General features: G+C 69.1%; 18 protein-coding genes. 6 read left to right on the top strand and 12 right to left on the bottom strand.

What is annotated here, in order from left to right; all coding sequences use genetic code 11:
• Positions 1–2: 2 nt before the first annotated feature.
• From EIZ44_RS22970 to EIZ44_RS22955, 3 genes are all read right to left on the bottom strand, one after another.
• Positions 3–1,436, bottom strand: a complete 1,434-nt coding sequence (locus EIZ44_RS22970; protein WP_037819174.1) for an APC family permease — start codon at positions 1,434–1,436, stop codon at positions 3–5.
• Positions 1,437–1,605: 169 nt separating this feature from the next.
• Positions 1,606–2,259, bottom strand: coding sequence for a response regulator (locus tag EIZ44_RS22960; protein ID WP_134731139.1), 654 nt, complete (start codon positions 2,257–2,259; stop codon positions 1,606–1,608).
• Positions 2,256–3,431 carry a sensor histidine kinase gene (locus EIZ44_RS22955; protein WP_134731245.1) on the bottom strand — a complete coding sequence of 392 codons (1,176 nt, stop codon included), beginning with the start codon at positions 3,429–3,431 and terminating at the stop codon, positions 2,256–2,258. The genes EIZ44_RS22960 and EIZ44_RS22955 overlap by 4 nt, the downstream gene beginning before the upstream one ends.
• Before the next feature lie 124 nt (positions 3,432–3,555).
• Between EIZ44_RS22955 and EIZ44_RS22950 the strand changes: the two genes are divergently transcribed.
• The 4 genes from EIZ44_RS22950 to EIZ44_RS22935 are packed head-to-tail and all read left to right on the top strand — an operon-like array spanning position 3,556 to position 5,712.
• A complete protein-coding gene (locus EIZ44_RS22950) occupies positions 3,556–4,125 on the top strand; it encodes a hypothetical protein (RefSeq protein ID WP_037819170.1) in 570 nt (189 codons plus the stop codon).
• Positions 4,122–4,325 carry a hypothetical protein gene (locus tag EIZ44_RS22945; protein WP_037819169.1) on the top strand — a complete coding sequence of 68 codons (204 nt, stop codon included), beginning with the start codon at positions 4,122–4,124 and terminating at the stop codon, positions 4,323–4,325. The genes EIZ44_RS22950 and EIZ44_RS22945 overlap by 4 nt, the downstream gene beginning before the upstream one ends.
• Before the next feature lie 10 nt (positions 4,326–4,335).
• Positions 4,336–4,713: a hypothetical protein gene (locus EIZ44_RS22940; RefSeq protein WP_134668162.1), complete on the top strand. Its 378-nt coding sequence runs from the start codon at positions 4,336–4,338 to the stop codon at positions 4,711–4,713.
• 21 nt (positions 4,714–4,734) lie between these two features.
• A complete protein-coding gene (locus EIZ44_RS22935; protein ID WP_134731137.1) occupies positions 4,735–5,712 on the top strand; it encodes a phosphotransferase family protein in 978 nt (325 codons plus the stop codon).
• Here the strand turns inward: EIZ44_RS22935 and EIZ44_RS22930 are convergent.
• The 8 genes from EIZ44_RS22930 to ppgK form a co-directional block, all read right to left on the bottom strand.
• Positions 5,701–6,891 (bottom strand): MFS transporter, encoded by a 1,191-nt coding sequence (locus EIZ44_RS22930; protein WP_134731135.1) that lies wholly within the window; start codon positions 6,889–6,891, stop codon positions 5,701–5,703. The two genes, EIZ44_RS22935 and EIZ44_RS22930, sit on opposite strands and share 12 nt — an antisense overlap.
• Positions 6,892–7,030: 139 nt before the next feature.
• A complete protein-coding gene (locus EIZ44_RS22925) occupies positions 7,031–7,966 on the bottom strand; it encodes a DUF3592 domain-containing protein (protein ID WP_205673274.1) in 936 nt (311 codons plus the stop codon).
• A gap of 80 nt (positions 7,967–8,046) precedes the next feature.
• Complete coding sequence (locus tag EIZ44_RS22920) at positions 8,047–9,738, bottom strand: ABC transporter family substrate-binding protein (protein ID WP_134731131.1); 1,692 nt, start codon at positions 9,736–9,738, stop codon at positions 8,047–8,049.
• A gap of 40 nt (positions 9,739–9,778) precedes the next feature.
• Positions 9,779–11,911 carry an ABC transporter ATP-binding protein gene (locus tag EIZ44_RS22915; protein ID WP_037819153.1) on the bottom strand — a complete coding sequence of 711 codons (2,133 nt, stop codon included), beginning with the start codon at positions 11,909–11,911 and terminating at the stop codon, positions 9,779–9,781.
• Positions 11,908–12,915, bottom strand: coding sequence for an ABC transporter permease (locus tag EIZ44_RS22910; protein WP_134666457.1), 1,008 nt, complete (start codon positions 12,913–12,915; stop codon positions 11,908–11,910). The genes EIZ44_RS22915 and EIZ44_RS22910 overlap by 4 nt, the downstream gene beginning before the upstream one ends.
• Entirely contained in the window at positions 12,915–13,892 is a 978-nt protein-coding gene (locus tag EIZ44_RS22905; RefSeq protein ID WP_037819149.1) for an ABC transporter permease, read from the bottom strand. The genes EIZ44_RS22910 and EIZ44_RS22905 overlap by 1 nt, the downstream gene beginning before the upstream one ends.
• Before the next feature lie 614 nt (positions 13,893–14,506).
• Positions 14,507–15,934: an RNA polymerase sigma factor gene (locus EIZ44_RS22900; RefSeq protein WP_134666455.1), complete on the bottom strand. Its 1,428-nt coding sequence runs from the start codon at positions 15,932–15,934 to the stop codon at positions 14,507–14,509.
• 222 nt (positions 15,935–16,156) lie between these two features.
• Entirely contained in the window at positions 16,157–16,918 is a 762-nt protein-coding gene (gene ppgK / locus EIZ44_RS22895) for a polyphosphate--glucose phosphotransferase (protein WP_037819144.1), read from the bottom strand.
• Positions 16,919–16,982: 64 nt separating this feature from the next.
• Here ppgK and EIZ44_RS22890 point away from each other — a divergent pair, with 64 nt between their 5' ends.
• Complete coding sequence (locus EIZ44_RS22890) at positions 16,983–17,810, top strand: inositol monophosphatase family protein (RefSeq protein ID WP_134731129.1); 828 nt, start codon at positions 16,983–16,985, stop codon at positions 17,808–17,810.
• A 34-nt stretch (positions 17,811–17,844) separates the two neighbouring features.
• Here the strand turns inward: EIZ44_RS22890 and cei are convergent, their stop codons facing one another.
• Positions 17,845–18,528 (bottom strand): envelope integrity protein Cei, encoded by a 684-nt coding sequence (gene cei / locus EIZ44_RS22885; RefSeq protein ID WP_037819138.1) that lies wholly within the window; start codon positions 18,526–18,528, stop codon positions 17,845–17,847.
• A gap of 509 nt (positions 18,529–19,037) precedes the next feature.
• Between cei and EIZ44_RS22880 the strand changes: the two genes are divergently transcribed.
• Positions 19,038–19,346, top strand: a complete 309-nt coding sequence (locus EIZ44_RS22880; protein ID WP_013224476.1) for a DUF4193 domain-containing protein — start codon at positions 19,038–19,040, stop codon at positions 19,344–19,346.
• Positions 19,347–19,736 lie beyond the last annotated feature (390 nt).

Raw genomic sequence — 19,736 nt, 5'->3', positions numbered from 1 at the left:
ACCTACTTGGCGAAGCGGGAGTGCTTGCGGCCGTAGAAGAAGTAGATCAGCAGGCCGATCACGAGCCACGCGGCGAACCGGATCCAGGTCATCACGTCGAGGTTCAGCATCAGGTAGAAGCACGCCACCGCGGCGATGATCGGCACCACCGGCGAGAATGGCACGGTGAACGGGCGCTTCAGGTCCGGGCGGCGCTTGCGCAGCACCGGCACCGCGACCGCGACGATGATCATCGCCGACAACGCCCCGATGCTGACCATGTCGGCCAGCGCCGAAATCGGCACGAACGCCGCCAGCACGGCGATCAGCGCGGCCCCGCCGATGGTCATCCGGTGCGGCGTGCCCCAGCGCGGGTGCGCCGTGCCGATCGCCTTTGGCAGCAGGCCGTCGCGGCCCATCGCGAAGCCGATGCGGCCGATCGTGACCAGTTCGACCATCATCACCGACGTCAGCCCGGTGACCGCGCCCAGCGAGATCAGCGCGCCGACCCAGTGCTGGCCGACCCGGTCGAACGCGTCCGCGAGCGGCGCGCCGGAGTCGATGTCGGTGTAGTGGACCATGCCGGTCAGCACGATCGAGACCCCGATGTAGAGCACCGCGCACACGGCCAGCGCGCCGAGGATGCCGACCCGGAGGTCCTTGCGCGGGTTGATGGTCTCCTCGCCGAGGTTGGCGAGCGCCTCGAACCCGGTGTAGGCGAAGAACACGACCGCCGCGGCGGTGACCATGCCGGCGATGCCGTACACCGACTGCTCGAGCCCGAGGACGGCCTGGACCACCGGCTGGTGCAACGCGTTCGCACTGCTCGACGGCGGCTGCGCGGGCGGGACGAACGGGGTGAGGTTCGCACCCTTCACGAAGAACACGCCGACGGCGAGGATGAGCACGCAGACCGCGACCTTGACGAGCACCAGCAGGTTCGTGAGCCACGAGGACTCCTTGATGCCGACCACGGCCACGACCGTCAGCACCGCGATGATCAGCACCGCGCCGACGTTGACCGTCGCGCTCTCGCCGAACCAGTCCGGCGACAGTCCGAGCAGGTTCGCGAGATAGCCGGACCAGCTGCGCGACACCACGGCCGCGCCGAGCGCGAACTCCAGCAGCAGGTCCCAGCCGATGATCCAGGCGAAGACCTCGCCGAGGGTGGCGAAGGCGTAGGTGTAGGCGCTGCCCGCGGTCGGCACGCTGGAGGCCAGCTCGGCGTAGCAGAGCGCGGCGAGGCCGGCGACCACCGCGCCGATCACGAACGAGAGCGTCACCGACGGCCCGGCGTGCGTTTTCGCCTCGACCCCGGCGAGGGTGAAGATCCCGGTGCCGATGATGATGCCGACGCCGAACCCGATCAGGTCGCGTCCCCTGAGCCGCCGCTTCAGCTCGCCGGATTCCTGTCGCTTGAGGACTTCGTCGACGTCGAGAGTTCTCCGCTCACCCATGGGGGAACGTTAGAAGGTGACGGCCCGACGCGCAGATCGGCTATCCGGGTGGAGTGAGGCCGTGGTCCTGGGCGAGCATCGTCGCCTGGACGCGCGAGCGCGGGCTGAGCTTGGCGAGCGCCCGGGAATCGTGGGTTTTCGCGGTGGCTTCGCCGGAGGCGCGGGTCCGCTATCCGGGCGGCTCGATGCCGTGGTCCTGGGCGAGGATCGCCGCCTGCACCCGGGACCGCAGGCCGAGCTTGGCCAGCACCCGGGAAACGTGCGTTTTCACCGTCGCCTCGCCGATGTACAGCCGGGCGCCGATCTCGGCGTTCGAGAGTCCCGCGCCGAGGCAGCCGAGCACCTCGCGTTCGCGTTCGGTGAGGTCGGCGAGACCGGTCGGGGCGGGCGACGGTCCGGCCGGGGTGCTGGCGAACGCGGTGATCAGCCGCTTCGTGACCTGCGGGGCGAGCACGCCCTCGCCCGCCGCGACCAGCCGGACTGCCTCGATCAGCCGCGGCGCCTCGACCGACTTCAGCAGGAACCCGGCGGCCCCGGCGCGCAGGGCGGCGTGCACGTACTCGTCGAGGTCGAAGGTGGTGAGGACGAGGACTTCGGCGAGCCCCTCGGCGATCAGCTGGCGGGTGGCGGTGATCCCGTCGGTGCCGGGCATCCGGACGTCCATCAGGACGACGTCCGGCCGCAGCGCGCGGGCCTGGCGCAGGGCTACCTCGCCGTCGGCGGCCTCGCCGACCACTTCGATGCCCTCGGCGTTGCCGAGGATGAGCGCGAGCCCGGCGCGGATGGCGCCGTGGTCGTCGGCGACGAGGACTCGGACGGTCATGACGGCTCTCCGGCAAGGGGAAGTTCGGCGTGGACAAGCCAGCGCGGCCCGGACGGTCCTGCTCGCAGGGTGCCGCCGACGGCGTGCGCGCGCTCGCGCATGCTCAGCAAACCGTGCCCGCCGCTGTCGGGCTGGGTCGGCGCGCCGAGCAGTTCGTTGCCGATTTCGACGGTCAGCGTGCTGTCGGCCACGCGAAGCCGCACCGTCACCCGGCCGCCCGGCGCGTGTTTGACCGCGTTCGTCAGCGACTCCTGCGCGATCCGGTACGCGGTGAGGTCGACCGCGGTCGGCAGTTCTTCGTCCACAGTGGAATCTACGGTGACCGTCATGCCAGCCGCGCGTGCCGATTCCACCAGCCTGGCCAGTTCGGCCAGCCGGGCCGGAGCGGTCACCTCGTCCTCGGCGGATTCCGAACGCAGCAGGCCGATCATCGCGCGCATTTCCTCCAGCGCACGCACGCTGTTCTCCCGCACCGCGACGAGCACGGTCTGCGCGGTCTTCGGATCGTCCGCCATGGACAGTGCTGCCTCCGACTGGATGGCGATAGCCGACAGATGCCCGGCAACGACGTCGTGCAGGTCGCGGGCCATCCGCGCGCGTTCGGCTGCCACCGCTGCCCGCCGGTCCAGCGCGGCGATTGTCGCGAGCTGTTCGGCGTTGGCACGTTCGCTCGCCGCGATATCGCTCTGCTGGCGCACATTCGCGCCCCACCACACCGGGACCAGCAGGAACGACAGCATGCTGAACGCGCCCAGCGCCGCCGCCCGCCAGCCCGCCACGGCCAGGAACACGAACAGCACGGTGAGCGTGACGGTGGCGGTCACGCCGACCAGCACCCGGGTCGTCCAGCGTGAACCGTGCAGCATCGCGGAGTACAGGAAGTCCGTGTACGCGATGACGATCGGCAGCGACAGGCCCAGCGCGACGTCGACGCCGACGATCCCGGTGGCGGCCAGCAGCCCCCACGGCACCGTCCGGCGCAGGAACGCGGCGAGGCACATCGCGCCGAGTTCGGCGAACCGGACCCAGAGCGGGAACGGGTCGCCGTTCGGCAGCAGCTGGTGGCCGCCGGTGAGGTACAGCATCGTGCCGCCGGCGAACACCGCGAGCGCGACGAGGCCGTTCTGCTGCCACGGCGGCAGTTCGCGCGGCCGGGGGAGGGCCGAGCGCAGGTCTCGCAGGCGCACCCGACCATGACAGCACACCGCGGCGGCCCGGTCGTCCTACGAAATGATGACCCCCCGATCGTGCCGTCCGCTGACGCGCGCGGACGCCCGAGCCCGCGACAGTGAAGCCATGGACGAGTTTCTGAACAGCCCGTTGACCGCGGCCATCGTGGCGTGCGAGATCGGGTTCTGGGTCTTCATCGCGGCCGGGCTGCTGACCCGGTACGCGCTGCGCAAGCAGAAGGCCAGCACCGTGCTGCTCGCGCTGGTGCCCGTGGTGGACCTGGTGCTGCTGGTGATCACGGTGATCGACCTGATGAACGGCGCGACGCCGAACGTGACGCACGGGCTGGCCGCGGTGTATCTGGGCTTCTCGGTGGTGTTCGGCCCGTCGATGGTGGAGTGGGCCGACGTCCGGTTCGCGCACCGCTTCGCCGGCGGTCCGCGGCCGGAGAAGCTGTACGGCCGCGCGAAGGCTCGCAAGGAATGGCGCGAATGGGGCAAATGCGTGCTGGCCTGCGCGATCAGCGCCGGGCTGTTGCTGCTCGCGATCGTGGTGGTCGGCAAATCGGGCCACGTCGAGCCGCTGTGGGGCTGGCTGCCGCGGCTGGGCACGGTCACCGGTCTGTGGTTCGTGTTCGGACCGCTGTGGCAGGAGATTTTCGGTTCCTCCGCGCCGAAAAAGGAGGTGTCGCGATGATCGAGCTGATCGGCGTTCTCCTGGTGGTGCAGGGCGCGGGCGGGCTGATCAACCGGATCGCCGGATCCGAGCACCCGAGCTGGTTCCTGCAGTTGCACGTGCTGCCGCCGCAGCTGCACGTGATCGCCAGCATCGTCCTGCTCGGCGCGGGCGTGGCGGTGCTGTTCGCGAACCGGGCGCGCAACCGCCGCCGCGGCTAAACTCGGGAGCATGGCGGCCGGTCCGGTTCTGCTGTTCGCCGTGGTCAGCGTGGCCCCCTCGGCGTTGTTCTGGGCTGCCCTCCGCGTTCCCGCGCTCTGCCGCTGGCTGCGTCGGCGACGTGCCGTTCCCGTGCCGTCCGCACCGCCGGTGGAGCAGGTGGCCGCGGACTTGCGCCGAGTACGCCGGACCCTCGCGCAGCTTCCCGCCGGAACGCCCGCCGCACGCCGGATCGGCACCCGGCAGGCGTACGACGAACTGCTCGTCACCGCCTGCCGCGAGATCGGCGTCGAACACCGGCTCGACGGCTTGCGCGAGGGTGCCGACCGGGATCTCGAACGGCTGCGGATCGAGGAATCGCTGAGCCGTAAAGGATTAGTGCTGTCCTGAGCGGAGTGGCAGGATGCCCCGGTGGACTTCCAGCCTCAAGACCGGCCCTCGGACGCGTTCCAGCAACCTCTCTCCACCGACCAGATCGAACTGCTGTGCCGCCGCGCGCTCGGCACCAGCGTGCGGTCCGCCGTCGAAATCGGATGGGGCGGCTACAACAACACCTACCGAGTGGAGCTGGCCGACGGCCCGGCGATCCTGCGCGTCGCCCCGGAACCGGAGCGGCAGACCCGGATCGAGCCCCAGTTCATGCGCAACGAATACCTTGCCGCGCCGTACTTCGCGCCGATCTCGCCGCTGATGCCGCGCACGCTCGCCGCCGATTTCACGCACCAGGTCATCGGCCGCGATTACGTGCTGCAGGCCGTTCTCCCCGGAGAGCCCGGCCCGGAAGTCCTCCGGGGCTTCGAGCCGGAGGAACGGGCGCCGTACTTCCGCCAGCTCGGCGAAATCACCCGCGCTATCCACGACGTGCGCGGCCCCGGCTTCGGTCTCGTGGCCGGGCCGCATTTCCCGACCTGGAGCGAAGCGCTGATCGCGTACTTCGAGGACAACGCCGCGGACGTCGAAGACCTCGGCCTCGACGGATCGGACCTGCGCGAGGTAGCCGCTTGGGCGAAGCGCGACGCCGCGCTGCTCGACGAGATCGCCGAACCGCGCCTGCTGCACGGGGATCTGTGGCACGTGAACGTGATGCTGACGCCGGAACTGGAGATCGTCGGGGTGTTCGACCACGACCGCAGCTGGTGGGGCGACCCGGCGGCGGACTGGACGATCCGCATGGCGTCAGCGAAAACCGGCTCGAGGCGGGACTGGTTCTGGGACACCTACGGCCAGCCGGACGCATCCCCGTCGGCGCGGAGGCGGGCGTTGTACTACGAAGCCCGCCATCTCGGTGCGGTCCGGTTGGAGCGGTATCGGCTGGGCAAGGAGGGGAAGGTCGAGGAGTCGTATCCGGAGGTGGCGGAGATCCTGACGGCGCTCGAGTCATCGGAGTAGCGGTTTCGCCATCGCCGCCGCCACACCGAGGATGACTGCGCCGGTAAGGAACGTCGAGGTGGTCGTTCCGTGGTCGACCAGGAGACCGGCGGTGGTGGAGCCTGCCGCGGTGCCGAGGTTGTTGGCGGTGTTGACCCACGTGCTGGCTTCGGTGCGCTGGTGTTCGGGAACCAGCTTGTCCGCAGCCAGGTAGGACACGATGAACAACGGCACCACGGCCAGGCCGGCGGCGGCCATGACGATGCCGAGCACCACCAGGTTTTCCGCGGTGGCGGCGAGCGCGATTCCTGCGGCGAGGACGAGGATCAGCCCGGTCAGCTGGGTGGACGCTGGCCGCTTGTGTTTCCGTTGTCCCCAGGCGAGCCCGCCGAGGACGCTCCCGGCGGCGAGCGCGGCTTCGAGGTATCCGGCGGCTCCTGGATTGCCGTGTTCTTGCGCGCGGGCGGCGACGGTGGTGACGGCGATGCCGGTGCCCGCGGCGGTGATGAGGATGATCGTGGCGAGCGCGGAGAATCGGCGGCTACGCAGCGGTCCGAGGCTCCAGCTGAGCGGTTCTGCCGACACGGCCGCCCGAGTGGACCGGACCACTGGCGTCGCGCAGAGCGCCAGCGTCCCGCCGAACAGCAATCCCGCGGCGGCGAGCAGCGCGGCAGCCGGGAAGGCTGTCGCGACTATCGCGCCGGTGATGACCGGACCCGCGAGATAGAGGGTTTCCTCGCAGGCAGAGTCCAGGCTGTAGGCGCGCTCGAGGAGCGCGGTGTTCGCGGTGAGGCTTCGCCAGAGCATCCGCATCACTGGCCCTAACGGCGGGGCACAGACGCCGAAGAAGATGCTGAGCAGCAGATACGGGGCCGAGGCAGTGACGCCGGACCAGGCCAGCAGCGCTAGTGCGGCGAGTGGGGCGGCAGTGGCGGTGGCGAGAACGGGAAGGGTCCGAGCTGGCCCGAAGCGGTCGATGACGCGGGCTTTGAACGGCATGAGGATCGAGGAGAGCCCGAAGCAGGCGACGGCGGAGCCCGCGGCGGTGAAGGATCCGGTGGCCTCTTGGACGGTGAACAACAACGCAAGCGGGAGCACCCCGAACGCGAGACGGCCCGTCAATGCCGCGCCGAAGGTCGCGGCGGCATGCGGGATCGTCAGGACAGCACGGTAGCTCCCAGCACTCGATGTGCTGGACAAGAACAACTCCTGGGAACGGCGACACGGCCGCAGGGGACTGCGGCCTTCAGGACAAGGCAGGGTCGCGAGGGACGGGTAGACCCGTCCGGGTTCCTAGGGCCGTTCGAACGACATGGCGCGACTGTAGCAGCGAATCCGCTCAGAGTGACGGGTCCGAGCCGCGCAAAGCGGCCCACCAGAACCCGAACGCCGCGATCAGCACGCTGACCGTCAGCCAGCCCGCGAATCCGCTCCCGTCGACCAGCGCCCAGAACGCGCCCACCACCGGGGCGACCGCCAGCACCGGCAGGTCGGCACGGAACTGCCGCGCGAGCCGTACCGGCGTGGCAGCGGCAAGTGCGCGTTCCTCGTCCGGCTCGGAAGGGTTGTCCAGGCGACGGCCGCGAGGCTCGCCCGTGCGCACCGAACCCGCTGGGTACAGCACCTCGTCGTTGATCCGGACGGCAACGTGGCGGTCCGTACGCAGGTCGCCCAGCACCTCGACGCGCGAAGGCGACGGCAGGCCGATCAGCGTCGGCGAGAAATACACCGGGATCCAGCGCGGCGTCGCGGTGTCGGTCTCCAGCCACGACCGCGTCAGCAAGCCGCGCTGCACCTTCACCCGGCGCATCGGCACCGACGCGCTCGCCTTGCGCCGAGAGGGCTGCACGAATCGCGTGAAGAGCAGGAAGCCGTTCACCGCCAGCATCGCGAGCACCGCGACCACGGTGACGGTCGCGTACGTCGAGGCACGGTCGGCGGTCACCAAAGCCGAAGCGCCGGTCGTGACCGCGCGCGAGGGGGCCGACGGGTCGTAGCGCACCGGAACCTTCGTGCCCAGCGGCGGGGGAGTGGTGTCCAGTTCGACCGCCGCGCTCGCTTCCGGCTGGTTCGGCACCGGGAACCGCACGGTGACCGTGTTGTCGTCGACCCGCGAGACGATCCCGGTCGCGTTCACCGTCAGCCCCTGCAGCCGCGGCCGGGCGCTGTTGAATTCCAGCAGCTGCACCACGAACACCGCGGCACATGCGACGAGCACGACCGCGCTCGTCACCAGGATGTGCCGCACCGGCCGCAATCGCAGGAACTTCCGCACAAGGATCACCTTAACTGTCCAAAAAGGAAGGAGCGGCGCGGGGAGTCCGCGCCGCTCCTTCGATTCCCGCTGGGGGAGGATTACTTCACGAATCCGATCTTCGGGTAGTCGTACGGGTTGTTCGCGTAGCCCGGCGAACCGAAGTTGGCCACCGTCTTGCGGACGGCGAAGGCTCCGACCGACTGGAAGATCGGAAGCTGGTGGCCCAGCGCCCAGATCTCCTTGTCCGCGGCGTTGATGTCCGCGGCCCGCTTGGTGTCGTCCAGTTCCTGCGCGGCGGTGTCGAGCAGCTGGTTTTCCTTGTCGCTGCCGATCCGGCCGTAGTTCTGGTTGACGTTCTTCGGGTCGAGGTAGTAGATGCCCTTGCTGCCGCCGATCGGGAACGAGTTCGAGATCCAGCGGAACAGCGTGAGGTCGAAGTTGCCGACGTTCACGTAGTTCTTGAAGAACTCGGTCGACGGGACCGCGACGATGTCGATGCCCACGCCGATCGCCTTCAGCTGCGACTGCAGGATCTGGCCGGTCTGCTGGCTGATCGGGGTGCCCGACGGGATGACCAAGCGCAGCTTCAGCTGCTTGCCGTCCTTGGCGCGCAGGTCGCCGGACTGCTTCCAGCCCAGCTTGTCCAGCTCGGCCTTGGCCGCGTTCTGGTCGAACTTGTACGGGCCGCTGTTGTCCTCGTAGGTCTTAGATCCCTTGAGGAACAGGTGGTTGCCGATCGGCGTCGTGTCCTTCTGCATCTGGCCGAGGATCGACTTCGCGATGGTCACCGTGTCCACGCCGCGCATGACCGCCAGCCGCAGGTCCTTGTCCGCGAGGATCGAGGACGGGGCGCCGTTGAGCGTCATGTGCGTGTAGTCGGGGTAGGCCGACTGGCGCACCACCGCGTTCGGGTCCGCCTGGGCCCGCTTGAACGCGTTGATGTCGTTGTTCAGCGGGTAGAAGTCGATCTGCCCGTTGGCGAACGCGTCCGCCAGCGCGGGACGGTCCACGACCTTGTAGGTCACGGTGTCCAGCTTCGGCTTGTCGCCCCACCAGTTCGGGTCGCGCTCGAACACCGCGGTCTTGGCGGTGTAGTCGACGCTCTTGATCTTGAACGGACCCGCGGTGATCTGGGCCTTCTGCGCCCAGCCCTTGTTGAAGGTGTTGGCGTCGGCCATCGCCTCCTTCGGGTACAGCGGCGAGAACAGCGACTTCCACTCCGCGAACTTCTTCGCGAAGGTGACCTTGACGTCGAGGTCGTCAGTGCCCTTCTCGACCTTGGCGATGTCCTCGTAACCCGTGGTGCTGGACACCTGGTAGGCGGTGTCCTTGCCGTTCAGCGCCTTCGCCATCGCGGCGAAGTCCTCCCAGGAGAACTGGCGCCCGTTGCTCCACTTGGCCTTCGGGTTGATCTTGTACTCGATGACCTGCGGGTCCTTGCTGACGATCTCAGCAGAGGTCAGGTAGTTCTTGTCCAGGCCGACCGTCGCGTCCGCGTTCTGCGGGAACGGGTAGGGCAGGATCGCGCCGAACATGCTCGCGCCGTCCAGGACCGTGCCGTCGACCTGGTAGTAGTTCCAGTTGTCCGGCAGCTGGTCGACCGGCCACTTGAAGTCGCCGCCGTCCTTCACCTTGTCCATCGGCTGCGCGTTGATGTCGGCGGTCTTGACGCCCGAGGAACCGGTGTCCTGCAATCCCTTGTCGCCGCCGCCGCTGCCTCCGCCGCAAGCGGCGAGCAGGAGCCCCAGAGCGGCAACGGGGGCCACGATCGCGGCCATTCTCCGTCGCATGTGTTTACCTTCCTTCTTCTGGTGTGCCAACGGATCGTGGCTACACGACTTCGCGGGTTTTGGCGTAGTGGCACGCGACGTCGTGGTCCTCGGCGCGGGATTCGCGCGGAGGTTCGACGTCGACGCACTTCTTCTTGTCCTCTTCGGACAGTTGGGAGAAGACGAAACACCGGGTGCGGAACCGGCAGCCCGACGGCGGGTTCGCCGGGCTGGGCAGGTCGCCGGTGAGGATGATCCGGCCGCGTTCGCGTTCCTTGGCCGGGTCCGGGATCGGAATCGCGGACAGCAGCGCCTGCGTGTACGGGTGCTGCGGCGCCTCGAAAACCGTGCGGACGTCGCCGATCTCCACGATCTTGCCGAGGTACATCACCGCCACGCGGTCGGCGATGTGCCGGACCACCGACAGGTCGTGCGCCACGAACAGGTACGACAGGCCCAGCTTGGCCTTCAGCTCGTCCAGCAGGTTGATCACGCCGGCCTGGATCGACACGTCGAGCGCGGACACCGGCTCGTCGAGCACGATCAGCTTCGGCTCCAGCGCGAGCGCCCGCGCGATGCCGATGCGCTGGCGCTGCCCGCCGGAGAACTCCGCCGGGTACCGGTCGGCGTGTTCGGGCCGCAGCCCGACCAGCCCGAGCAGTTCCGGCACCCGCTGGTCGATGCGCTCCTTCGAGAACCCGTGCGTCACCATCGGCTCGGCGATGATGTCGCCGATCGGCAGCCGGGGGTCGAGCGCGGCCATCGGGTCCTGGAAGACCACCTGGAGGTCGCGGCGGATCGACTTGCGGTCCTTGCCCGCGAGCTTCGCCACGTCCTTGCCGAGCACCGCGACCGAACCGTGCGACGGGGCCGCCAGTTCGAGGATCTCCATCAGCGTGGTCGACTTGCCGCAGCCGGATTCCCCGACCAGGCCCAGGGTTTCGCCCTCGACGATGTCGAAGGTGATCCCGTCGACCGCGCGCACGACGCCGACCTTGCGCTTGAAGACGGTGCCCTTGCTGACCGCGTAGTGCTTCTGCAGGTCCTGCACGTCCAGCACGGTCGAGCGCTCGGTGCGCGGCAGGGACGCGACCTCGGCCTCCTCGATCACCTCGGCCCCGTAGACCTCGGCGGCGTCCGCGTCGGGACGGGCGAGTTCCTCGGTGCGGATGCAGGCGGCCCGGTGCGTCGTGTCGACCGGCGCGTTCGGGTTGCCCGGCGTGATCGTGAACAGCTCCGGCTCGGCCGTCCGGCAAGCGTCGATCGCCAGCGGGCAGCGCGGCGCGAACGGGCAGCCCTGCGGCAGGTTCACCAGCGACGGCGGCTGGCCCTCGATCGGCACCAGCGGCTGCTTCTCCCGCGCGTCGACGCGCGGAATCGAACCGAGCAGGCCCAGCGTGTACGGCATCCGCGGCTGGGCGTAGATCGTCTCGACCGGACCCTGTTCCACCGCGCGCCCGGCGTACATCACCATCAGCCGGTCGGCGAACCCGGCGACCACGCCGAGGTCGTGCGTGATGATCACGATGCCCGCGCCGGTGACCTCCTGCGCGGTCTTCAGCACCTCCAGCACCTGCGCCTGCACCGTCACGTCGAGCGCGGTGGTCGGCTCGTCGGCGATGATCAGGTCCGGGTCGTTGGCGATCGCGATGGCGATCACCGCGCGCTGGCGCATGCCGCCGGAGAACTCGTGCGGGAACGCCTTCGCCCGCGCCGCCGCGTTCGGGATGCCGACCAGGTCGAGCAGTTCGACCGCGCGGTTGTTCGCCTGCTGCTTGGTGATCGTGCCCTTGCCGTGCACCAGCAGCGCTTCGGCGATCTGCGCCCCGACGGTGTACACCGGGGTCAGCGCCGACAGTGGGTCCTGGAAGACCATCGAGATCTTCTTGCCGCGGATCTTCGACAGCTCGGTGTCGGACTTGCCGATCAACTCGCTGTCCTGGAACCGGATCGAGCCCGACACGCGCGCCTGCGGCGGCAGCAGCCCCATCACCGCCAGAGACGACACCGACTTGCCCGAACCGGACTCGCCGACGATGCCGAGCACCTCGCCGGCCTCGACCTGGTAGTTCAGCCCGCGCACCGCGTGCACGCGGCCGGACTCGGAGGGGAAGGACACTTCGAGGTCGGAAACCTCGAGCACGGTGCCAGTCGGCTTGCCCGTTTCCGCGCTCAGTTCGAGTGCGGCGCTCATGCTTCTGCTCCCACGGTCTGCGTCGACGCGGTCGACTTCGTCTTTTCTTCGATCCGCTTGCGTTCCTTGCGCCGCGAACGGCTGGACGACGGGTCGAGCGCGTCGCGCAGGCCGTCGCCGACGAAGTTCACCGCGAGCACGGTGAACACCAGGAAGCCGGCCGGGATGTAGAACAGCCACGGGAACGTCCGGACCGCGTCGGAACCCGCCGAGATCAGCGTGCCCAGCGAAACGTCCGGAGCCTGCACGCCGAAGCCGAAGAACGACAGCGACGTCTCCATGATGATCGCGACGCCGACGTTGATCGTCGCGTCGATGATCAGCAGCGAAGCCATGTTCGGCACGATGTGCTTGAAGATGATCCGCCACGGGGACTGGCCCATGAACTTGGCGGCCTTCACGAACTCGCGCTCGCGCAGCGTCAGCGTCATGCCGCGGACGATGCGGGCGGTGATCATCCACTGGAACAGCGCGATCAGGCCGACCAGGATCAGCCAGGTCTTGCCGCGGAAAGCAGGCGACAGGATCGAGATGATCAGGAACGGCGGCAGGATCAGCAGCAGGTCGACGACCCACATCGACACCCGGTCGGTCCAGCCGCCGAAGTAGCCCGCCGCGGAGCCGACGATCGAGGCCACGCCGGTGGAGAACAGCGCGGCCAGCAGGCCGATGGTCAGCGATTTCTGGAGCCCGCGCATGGTCTGCGCGAACATGTCGCCGCCGATCTGGTTGGTGCCGAACCAGTGCGTGCCGTCCGGCGGCATCAGCGTCGAGGTCGGGTCCAGTTCGTCGTAGCCCCACGGCGAATACCAGCTGTAGGTGAACGCCAGCACGTAGAACAGCAGGATCACGACGAGCCCGACGAGGGCCAGCTTGTTGCGGAAGAACCGGCGGGCGACGAGCCTGCCCCGGCTGGAGGACTTCCCGGTCTGCTGCGAGGCGTCCGTTTCGGTGGCGGCGACGGCCGAGTCGGCGAGGTCGGCCTCGTTCAATGGGGCGGCCATCAGATCCTCACCCTCGGGTCGAGCGCGGCGTAGAGCACGTCCGCGAGCCAGCCGGCGAGCAGCACGCAGATCGCGATGAACAGGGTCACGGTGGTGACGATGTTGGTGTCCTGCTTCTGGATGCCGGTCACCAGCCAGTCGCCCATGCCGTACCAGCCGAAGATCTTCTCGGTGAAGACGCCGCCGGTGATGAGCAGGCCGAAGCCGAACGCGAACAGCGTCGCCATCGGGATCAGCGCGGTGCGCAGGCCGTGCTTGAACAGCGCGCGCCTGCGGGTGAGGCCCTTGGCCTGCGCGGTGCGCAGGAAGTCCGAGCCGAGCACGTCGAGCATCGCCGAACGCTGGTAGCGGCTGTAGTAGGCGACCTGGGTCAGCACGATCGCCAGGGTCGGCACGATGATGTGCTGCAGCCGGTCGAGCAGGACGTCGCCGAAACCGCCGTCGACCGCGCCGCCCTCGCCCTGCACGATGAAGAACTGGTAGCCGTCGAGCAGGTTGTCGTTGACCGACTGCGCGCCCGCCTTGAGGATCGTGGCGATCACGAACACCGGCGTCGACAGCACCACGAAGGAGAACGTGGTGGCGATGTAGTCGCTGATCTTGTACTGCCGGATCGCGCTGACCACGCCGACCAGCACGCCGATGATGATGCCGATCGTGATCCCGAGCAGGAACAGCCGCAGGCTCACGCCCGCGCGGCGGAACAGTTCGTCGGTGATCGCCTGATCGGCCACGGTGCGGCCGAAGTCGCCCTGGAACACGCCGCCCAGCCAGGTGAAGAACCGGTGCGGGATCGCCTGGTCCAGGTGCAGCTCGGCGGCCTTGGCGTCGATGGTCGCCTGCGGAGCCGGCGGATTGCGCAGCTTGAGCGCGTCCAGCGGGCTGAACGACAGCGACGCCAAGGAGAACGCCGCGAAAGTCGCGACGAGGCACAGGGCGATGTAGTTGACGAGTCTGCGGAGGAGGAACCCGATCACAGTTGCCTCGCTTCACCGGGGCCGGAGGATCCGCTCCGCGCCGCCGGGCATCCCTGGCTCGCTCGCGATTGAGTTTTCGTCGAAAACACTGGGCGGTGCTGCCTTCCAATACTGACGCTCGTTGTGGGCGCAGCTTAATGGCGATCACTCGTTGCGATCTTCGTTTTCAGGCAACCAAACAATCACGATTTCCGTGTTCGGGCAGAGAACAACCGACTTTCGCCTCTTGCCCGGGTCCCAGTGTCGCGGTGGGTGCGCGACTGTGCACCGGCGATGAGTATTCCGGAACGGTTCCGGGGGTTCCGGGTGAACGGTTGTGAACAGGAAACGGACACGCGCGCAACACCGCCGCGCCGAGTCGCCGCGGACTTGCATGTTCGGGTGCACGTTCGCCCGCCGCGATTCACTGCGCGGATTACCCTTGCGCCGCAGCGTAATTCGCATCGGGATCCGGTGTCGCCGGGTTTTCCGGAGTCGTCCGCGTCCACTGTGGTCAGACGAAGGAAGGATTTCGCGGAAATGCCGGGCCGATCCCGCGGCGGCGTTGTCGGTAAACGCAGAAACCCCGCCGCCGCGTAGTGCGGGGCGGGGTTTCTCGCGGGAACCGGAGAAGCTCAGTCCAGGTAGTCGCGCAGCACCTGCGAACGCGACGGGTGACGCAGCTTCGACATCGTCTTCGACTCGATCTGCCGGATCCGCTCGCGCGTGACCCCGTAGACCTGGCCGATCTCGTCGAGGGTGCGCGGCTGGCCGTCGGTGAGGCCGAAGCGCAGCCGGACCACGCCCGCCTCGCGCTCGGACAGCGTCTGCAGCACCGACTGGAGCTGGTCCTGCAGCAGCGTGAACGACACCGCGTCGACCGCGACGACCGCCTCGGAGTCTTCGATGAAGTCGCCGAGCTGCGAATCGCCCTCGTCGCCGATGGTCTGGTCCAGCGAGATCGGCTCGCGCGCGTACTGCTGGATCTCCAGGACCTTCTCCGGCGAGATGTCCATCTCCTTGGCGAGCTCCTCGGGCGTCGGCTCGCGGCCGAGGTCCTGCAGGAGTTCGCGCTGTATGCGGCCGAGCTTGTTGATGACCTCGACCATGTGCACCGGGATGCGGATGGTGCGCGCCTGGTCGGCCATCGCGCGGGTGATCGCCTGGCGGATCCACCACGTGGCGTACGTCGAGAACTTGTAGCCCTTGGTGTAGTCGAACTTCTCCACCGCGCGGATCAGGCCGAGGTTGCCCTCCTGGATCAGGTCCAGGAACGCCATGCCGCGGCCGGTGTAGCGCTTGGCCAGCGACACGACCAGCCGGAGGTTCGCCTCCAGCAGGTGGTTCTTGGCCCGCTCGCCGTCGCGCACGATCCACTTGAGGTCGCGGCGCATCTGGGTGACGAGCTTCTCGCCCTCCTCCTCGGCGGTGCGCACGCGCTCGGCGGCGTAGAGCCCGGCCTCGATCCGCTTGGCGAGCTCCACCTCCTCCTCGGCGTTCAGCAGCGCGACCTTGCCGATCTGCTTGAGGTAGGCGCGGACCGAGTCGGCCGACGCGGTGAGCTCGGCGTCCTTGCGCGCCTGGCGCAGCGCCTCGGACTCCTCCTCGTCCCACACGAAGTCCGGGTTGTCCGAGGACTTGCCGCCCTTCTCGGCGGCGCTCGCGCGGCGGCGGGCGGCGGTGGACGTCGCGGCGCCCGCGGCCCCCTCGGTCGCCTCGGCCTCGTCCTCGGAGTCGTCGTCATCGTCGTCGGTCTCGTCGTTGACCGTCTCGTCGACGACGTCGACCTCGACCTCTTCGAGATCGGACAGATCCGGGCTGTCGAGTTCGGCCTCGTCGAGGTCGACCGGGCCGTCGGGATCGCCGTCGTCGGTCTTCGGACCCTTCGCGGCGGCCTTCTTCGCCGGAGCCTTCTTGGCCGGAGTCTTCTTCGCGCCCGCCGGCTTCGCGGCGGTCTTGCGCGCCGGGGACTTCGCCGCTCCGGTGGCTGCCTCGTCGGCCGGCTCGCCGGCTTCGGTCGCTGTCTTCGTCCCGCCTCGGGTTGCGGTTCTTGCGGCTGCCACTTACGCCCTTTCGCAGCGGTCGATCATGACGAGCCGAGATGTCGCCACCTCAGCTGCCTCACATTCGGGGAACACGCCTCGGCCTGCGGTTTTGCCTCCGCAGCTCCTGCGCCGTGTTCCATTGTAACGACGTCGGCCCACTGCGTCGCGAAGCGATCACCCTCCGGCCCCCTTCCCGGCGCCTCCCGGTGACCGGTCCGAGACCCGGCGCGGACCCGGCGGTCAGTGCCCGGCGCCCTCCGCGGCGGCCGCGGCGGCCCCGACGATGCCCGCGTTGTTCTGCAGCGACGCGACGACCACCGGCGTGCGGATGTCCAGCAGCGGCACCCACTTCTCGGCCTTCTTGCTGACGCCGCCGCCGACGATGAACAGGTCCGGCCAGATCAGGTTCTCCAGCACCGAGAGGTACCGGTGCACCCGCTTGGCCCACTGCGGATACGACAGGCCCTCGTTGTCCTTCACCGAAGCGGCGGCGCGTTTTTCCGCGTCGTGGCCGTCGACCTCGAGATGGCCGAATTCGGTGTTGGGCACGAGCTTGCCGTCGTGGAACAGCGCGCTGCCGATGCCGGTGCCGAAGGTGAGCAGCGCGGTCACGCCGGTGCGCGCGGCCGCGTCGCCGAAGCGGATCTCGGCGAGGCCCGCGGCGTCGGCGTCGTTGAGCATCGTGACCTCGCCGACGCTCTTGCCGAGCCGCTTCGCGAAGAGCGCCTCGGCGTCGGTGCCGATCCACTTGTGGTCGATGTTCGCCGCGGTGTGCGCGGTGCCCCTCTTGACCACCGCGGGAAGCGTCACGCCGACCGGGCCGTCCCATTCCGCCGCGCGGACGATCTCGGCGACGACGTCCGCCACCGCGTCCGGCGTCGAGGGCTGCGGCGTTTCGATCCGGTGCCGGTCCCCGATGAGCTGTCCCTGTTCCAAATCGACCAGCGCGCCTTTGATCCCGCTGCCGCCGATGTCGATTCCGAAACCTCGGGTCGCCGTCACTGACGTGGTCCCTTCTCGCACGATTCAGAAGTCTGCTGCGGAGACTTTAACCGGATGTGGTGACATGGCGGGCGTGGGAGTTGACGAGGCGATGCTGAACGACCTGAAGAACACCTCCGAACAGGTCGCGGTCGAGGCCGCGCACCTGGTCCGGACGGCCTGGGTGCGGATGCGGTCCGGCGGCGAGGTCGCGGTGGACACGAAGTCCGCTGAGACCGACGTGGTGACCGCGGTGGACCGGGAGTCGGAGGAACTGGTCCGCGCCCGGCTGGAGCGGATCCGGCCCGGGGAACCGGTGCTCGGCGAGGAAGGCGGGGGAGCGCTCGGCGGCGGGGTCACCTGGGTGGTCGATCCGATCGACGGGACCGTCAATTTCCTGTACGGCCTGCCGGCCTTCGCGGTGTCGATCGCGGCGCAGATCGACGGGGTGTCGGTCGCGGGAGCGGTCGTGGAGCCGGTGAGCGGCCGGCGCTGGACGGCCGTCCGCGGCGGCGGTGCGTGGCTCGACGGCGAACGGCTGTCGGTGTCCGCGGCGGACCGGCTGGACCTGGCGCTCGTCGGGATGGGCTTCTCCTACGCGCGGGACCGCCGGATCCGGCAGGGCAAGCTGACCGCGGATCTCGTCGGGCAGGTGCGCGACATCCGCCGCCGGGGCGCGGCTTCGCTGGACCTGTGCGCGGTCGCGGCCGGATGGCTGGACGGATTCTTCGAGCACGGTCTGCACCGCTGGGACTGGGCGGCCGGAGCGCTGGTGGCGCAGGAGGCGGGCGCGACGGTGCTGCTGCCGGGCGAAGCGGCGGATCTGGGGGAGGACGCGACGTTCGCGGCGTCGCCGGGGATCGCGACGGAACTGCGCGCGGCGCTGGTCGCGGGAGGTGCGGCGGAGGTGTGACCGCGGGCCGGGCCTGCTGACCTCGTCCGCGGGGTCAGCAGGTGACGGAGCGCGCCGAGGCCAGGAGCGTCTGGTCGATCACCGGCGCGCCGGGGCTGGCGGACTGCTCGCTGCCGCCGCCTCCTTGGTGCGCCTGCGACCAGGCGGTGAGCTGCTTGAGGATCTTGACCGCCTCGGGCCGCGGCTGGACGTCGGTGAAGAGCTTGCCGGTGGCCAGGTCGACGGAGGCGTCCTTGCGGGTGTCGTGCACCAGTTCCGCGCAGGGGACCACCAGGCTGACCGTGCGGGCCGCGGCGGCGCCGTTGTCGCCGTACCGGATCTGGCCGCGGCAGCGCGCGTCGCCCTTCGGGTACGCCGGGTCGTTGGCGGGATCGCCGATCGCGGTGAAGCCGAGTTCGCGCAGCGCGTTGGTGGCGATGCTGCCCTGCCCGCGCGTGCTGCTGGCGTTGAGCACCTTCAGCGCGACCTTGTCCGGGGGCATCGGCGACCGGTCGTCCAGGCCGTTGTGCGGGACCGAGGTGTAGGTGATCCCCGGCGGCGCCTTGGGCTCCGGGCTGCAGCGCACCGCCTCGTCGATGTCGCCGCGGCCGACCACGGCGTTGACCCAGACGAACACCGCGCCGAGCGCGAGCACGCCGATCACGATCAACGCGGGCAGCGGACGGTGCTTGCGGTAAGGCCGCGCACCACGGTTCCCCGCCCCGTTCCCCGACGCCACCTGCCCCGTCCCTTCCCCTCGCAGAACCGGCCGCGGTCGCCCCGCCGCGCCTCGCGGTAACCGCCAGCGTACGCACCGGCGTGGTAGCCGGTGAGCCTAGGCGCTGTTCGCGACGCGCGGTGTCGCGGGTCACCTTCACCCGTTCCGCGTAATGCCCCTCGGTGGCGATCGCACCACGGACGGCTCCGCGCGAGCAAGCCGACTCGGCGGCGAGGTGATGTTTACGACGCCGGGGCAACCCGAACGGAGGACAGGCGTCTCACCTGCGCGTTCCCCCTCCCGGGTGACGCTGGACCGGCAATGTCCGACTCGGTGCGAGACGCGTCCGGCGGTGAGCTACCCTTCCCGGGCTCCGGCCGCAGAACGAGGCCCGCCAGGCTGAGACCTGGGTCACTCGCGGGCCGGGCACAAACAGGGGCGCTGGAACGTTGACCAGCGGCACGACCGGTATCGGGCGCCTCCGGAACCGGTGCAGGACGACACGCTGAATCGCAGGGGTGAGGGACACCATGGCTACCGACTACGACGCTCCGCGCCGCAGCGAAGCCGACGAGCTGGCCGAAGACTCGTTGGAGGAGCTGAAGGCCCGGCGGAACGAGAACCAGTCCGGCGTCGTCGACGTCGACGAGGACGCGACCGCGGAGAACTTCGAACTTCCCGGCGCGGACCTTTCCGGGCTCTCCGGGGAAGACATGACCGTGAAGGTCGTGCCGAAGCAGGCGGACGAGTTCACCTGCTCGGTCTGCTTCCTGGTGCACCACCGGAGCAGGCTCGCCGAGGACAACGGCGGCAGGCTGATCTGCCGCGATTGCGCCTGACCTGGGGATTTTCACAGGGAGATCTAGGGGAGATTCACGGGGTCAGCGTTTTCGCGGTCTTGGGAAGACCGGGTAAGCACGGGGGTCGGCCGGTGGTCGGCCCCCTTACTCGTGTTCGGGGGTTNCCTTGCCGTTGTTGTGATTCGGCTCGTCGCCTGGCGGCGACATTGCGCCCGTTGGTTGCGTGGGGCACCCCGAAGCTTGATTGTGCTGACGGTTCGGGGGTGCTTGTCAAGGCGGGAAAGATGCCTTGACAAGCACCCCCGAACCGCAGATGCGCTTCGTATCGGGGTGCGGGGGAGGGGCTGGGTGCCTCGCTCGTTGGGTGCACTGGCTGCGGTTTTAGGGTCGTGAGGGGAACCCTGAGTGAACTGGGCCCCGGAAGTTGGA

Origin of the sequence: Amycolatopsis nivea (assembly GCF_004522235.1) — a bacterium.
GTDB classification, from domain to species: domain Bacteria; phylum Actinomycetota; class Actinomycetes; order Mycobacteriales; family Pseudonocardiaceae; genus Amycolatopsis; species Amycolatopsis nivea.
This window is presented reverse-complemented; position numbering and strand designations above follow the sequence as displayed.

Coding starts and splice junctions, on each gene's coding strand:
- EIZ44_RS22890 (WP_134731129.1), top strand. CDS start 16,983: ATGGCGGGCGTGGGAGTTGACGAGGCGATGCTGAACGACCTGAAGAAC.
- EIZ44_RS22915 (WP_037819153.1), bottom strand. CDS start 11,911: ATGAGCGCCGCACTCGAACTGAGCGCGGAAACGGGCAAGCCGACTGGC.
- EIZ44_RS22945 (WP_037819169.1), top strand. CDS start 4,122: ATGATCGAGCTGATCGGCGTTCTCCTGGTGGTGCAGGGCGCGGGCGGG.
- EIZ44_RS22940 (WP_134668162.1), top strand. CDS start 4,336: ATGGCGGCCGGTCCGGTTCTGCTGTTCGCCGTGGTCAGCGTGGCCCCC.
- EIZ44_RS22970 (WP_037819174.1), bottom strand. CDS start 1,436: ATGGGTGAGCGGAGAACTCTCGACGTCGACGAAGTCCTCAAGCGACAG.
- EIZ44_RS22920 (WP_134731131.1), bottom strand. CDS start 9,738: ATGCGACGGAGAATGGCCGCGATCGTGGCCCCCGTTGCCGCTCTGGGG.
- EIZ44_RS22880 (WP_013224476.1), top strand. CDS start 19,038: ATGGCTACCGACTACGACGCTCCGCGCCGCAGCGAAGCCGACGAGCTG.
- EIZ44_RS22910 (WP_134666457.1), bottom strand. CDS start 12,915: ATGGCCGCCCCATTGAACGAGGCCGACCTCGCCGACTCGGCCGTCGCC.
- EIZ44_RS22960 (WP_134731139.1), bottom strand. CDS start 2,259: ATGACCGTCCGAGTCCTCGTCGCCGACGACCACGGCGCCATCCGCGCC.
- EIZ44_RS22950 (WP_037819170.1), top strand. CDS start 3,556: ATGGACGAGTTTCTGAACAGCCCGTTGACCGCGGCCATCGTGGCGTGC.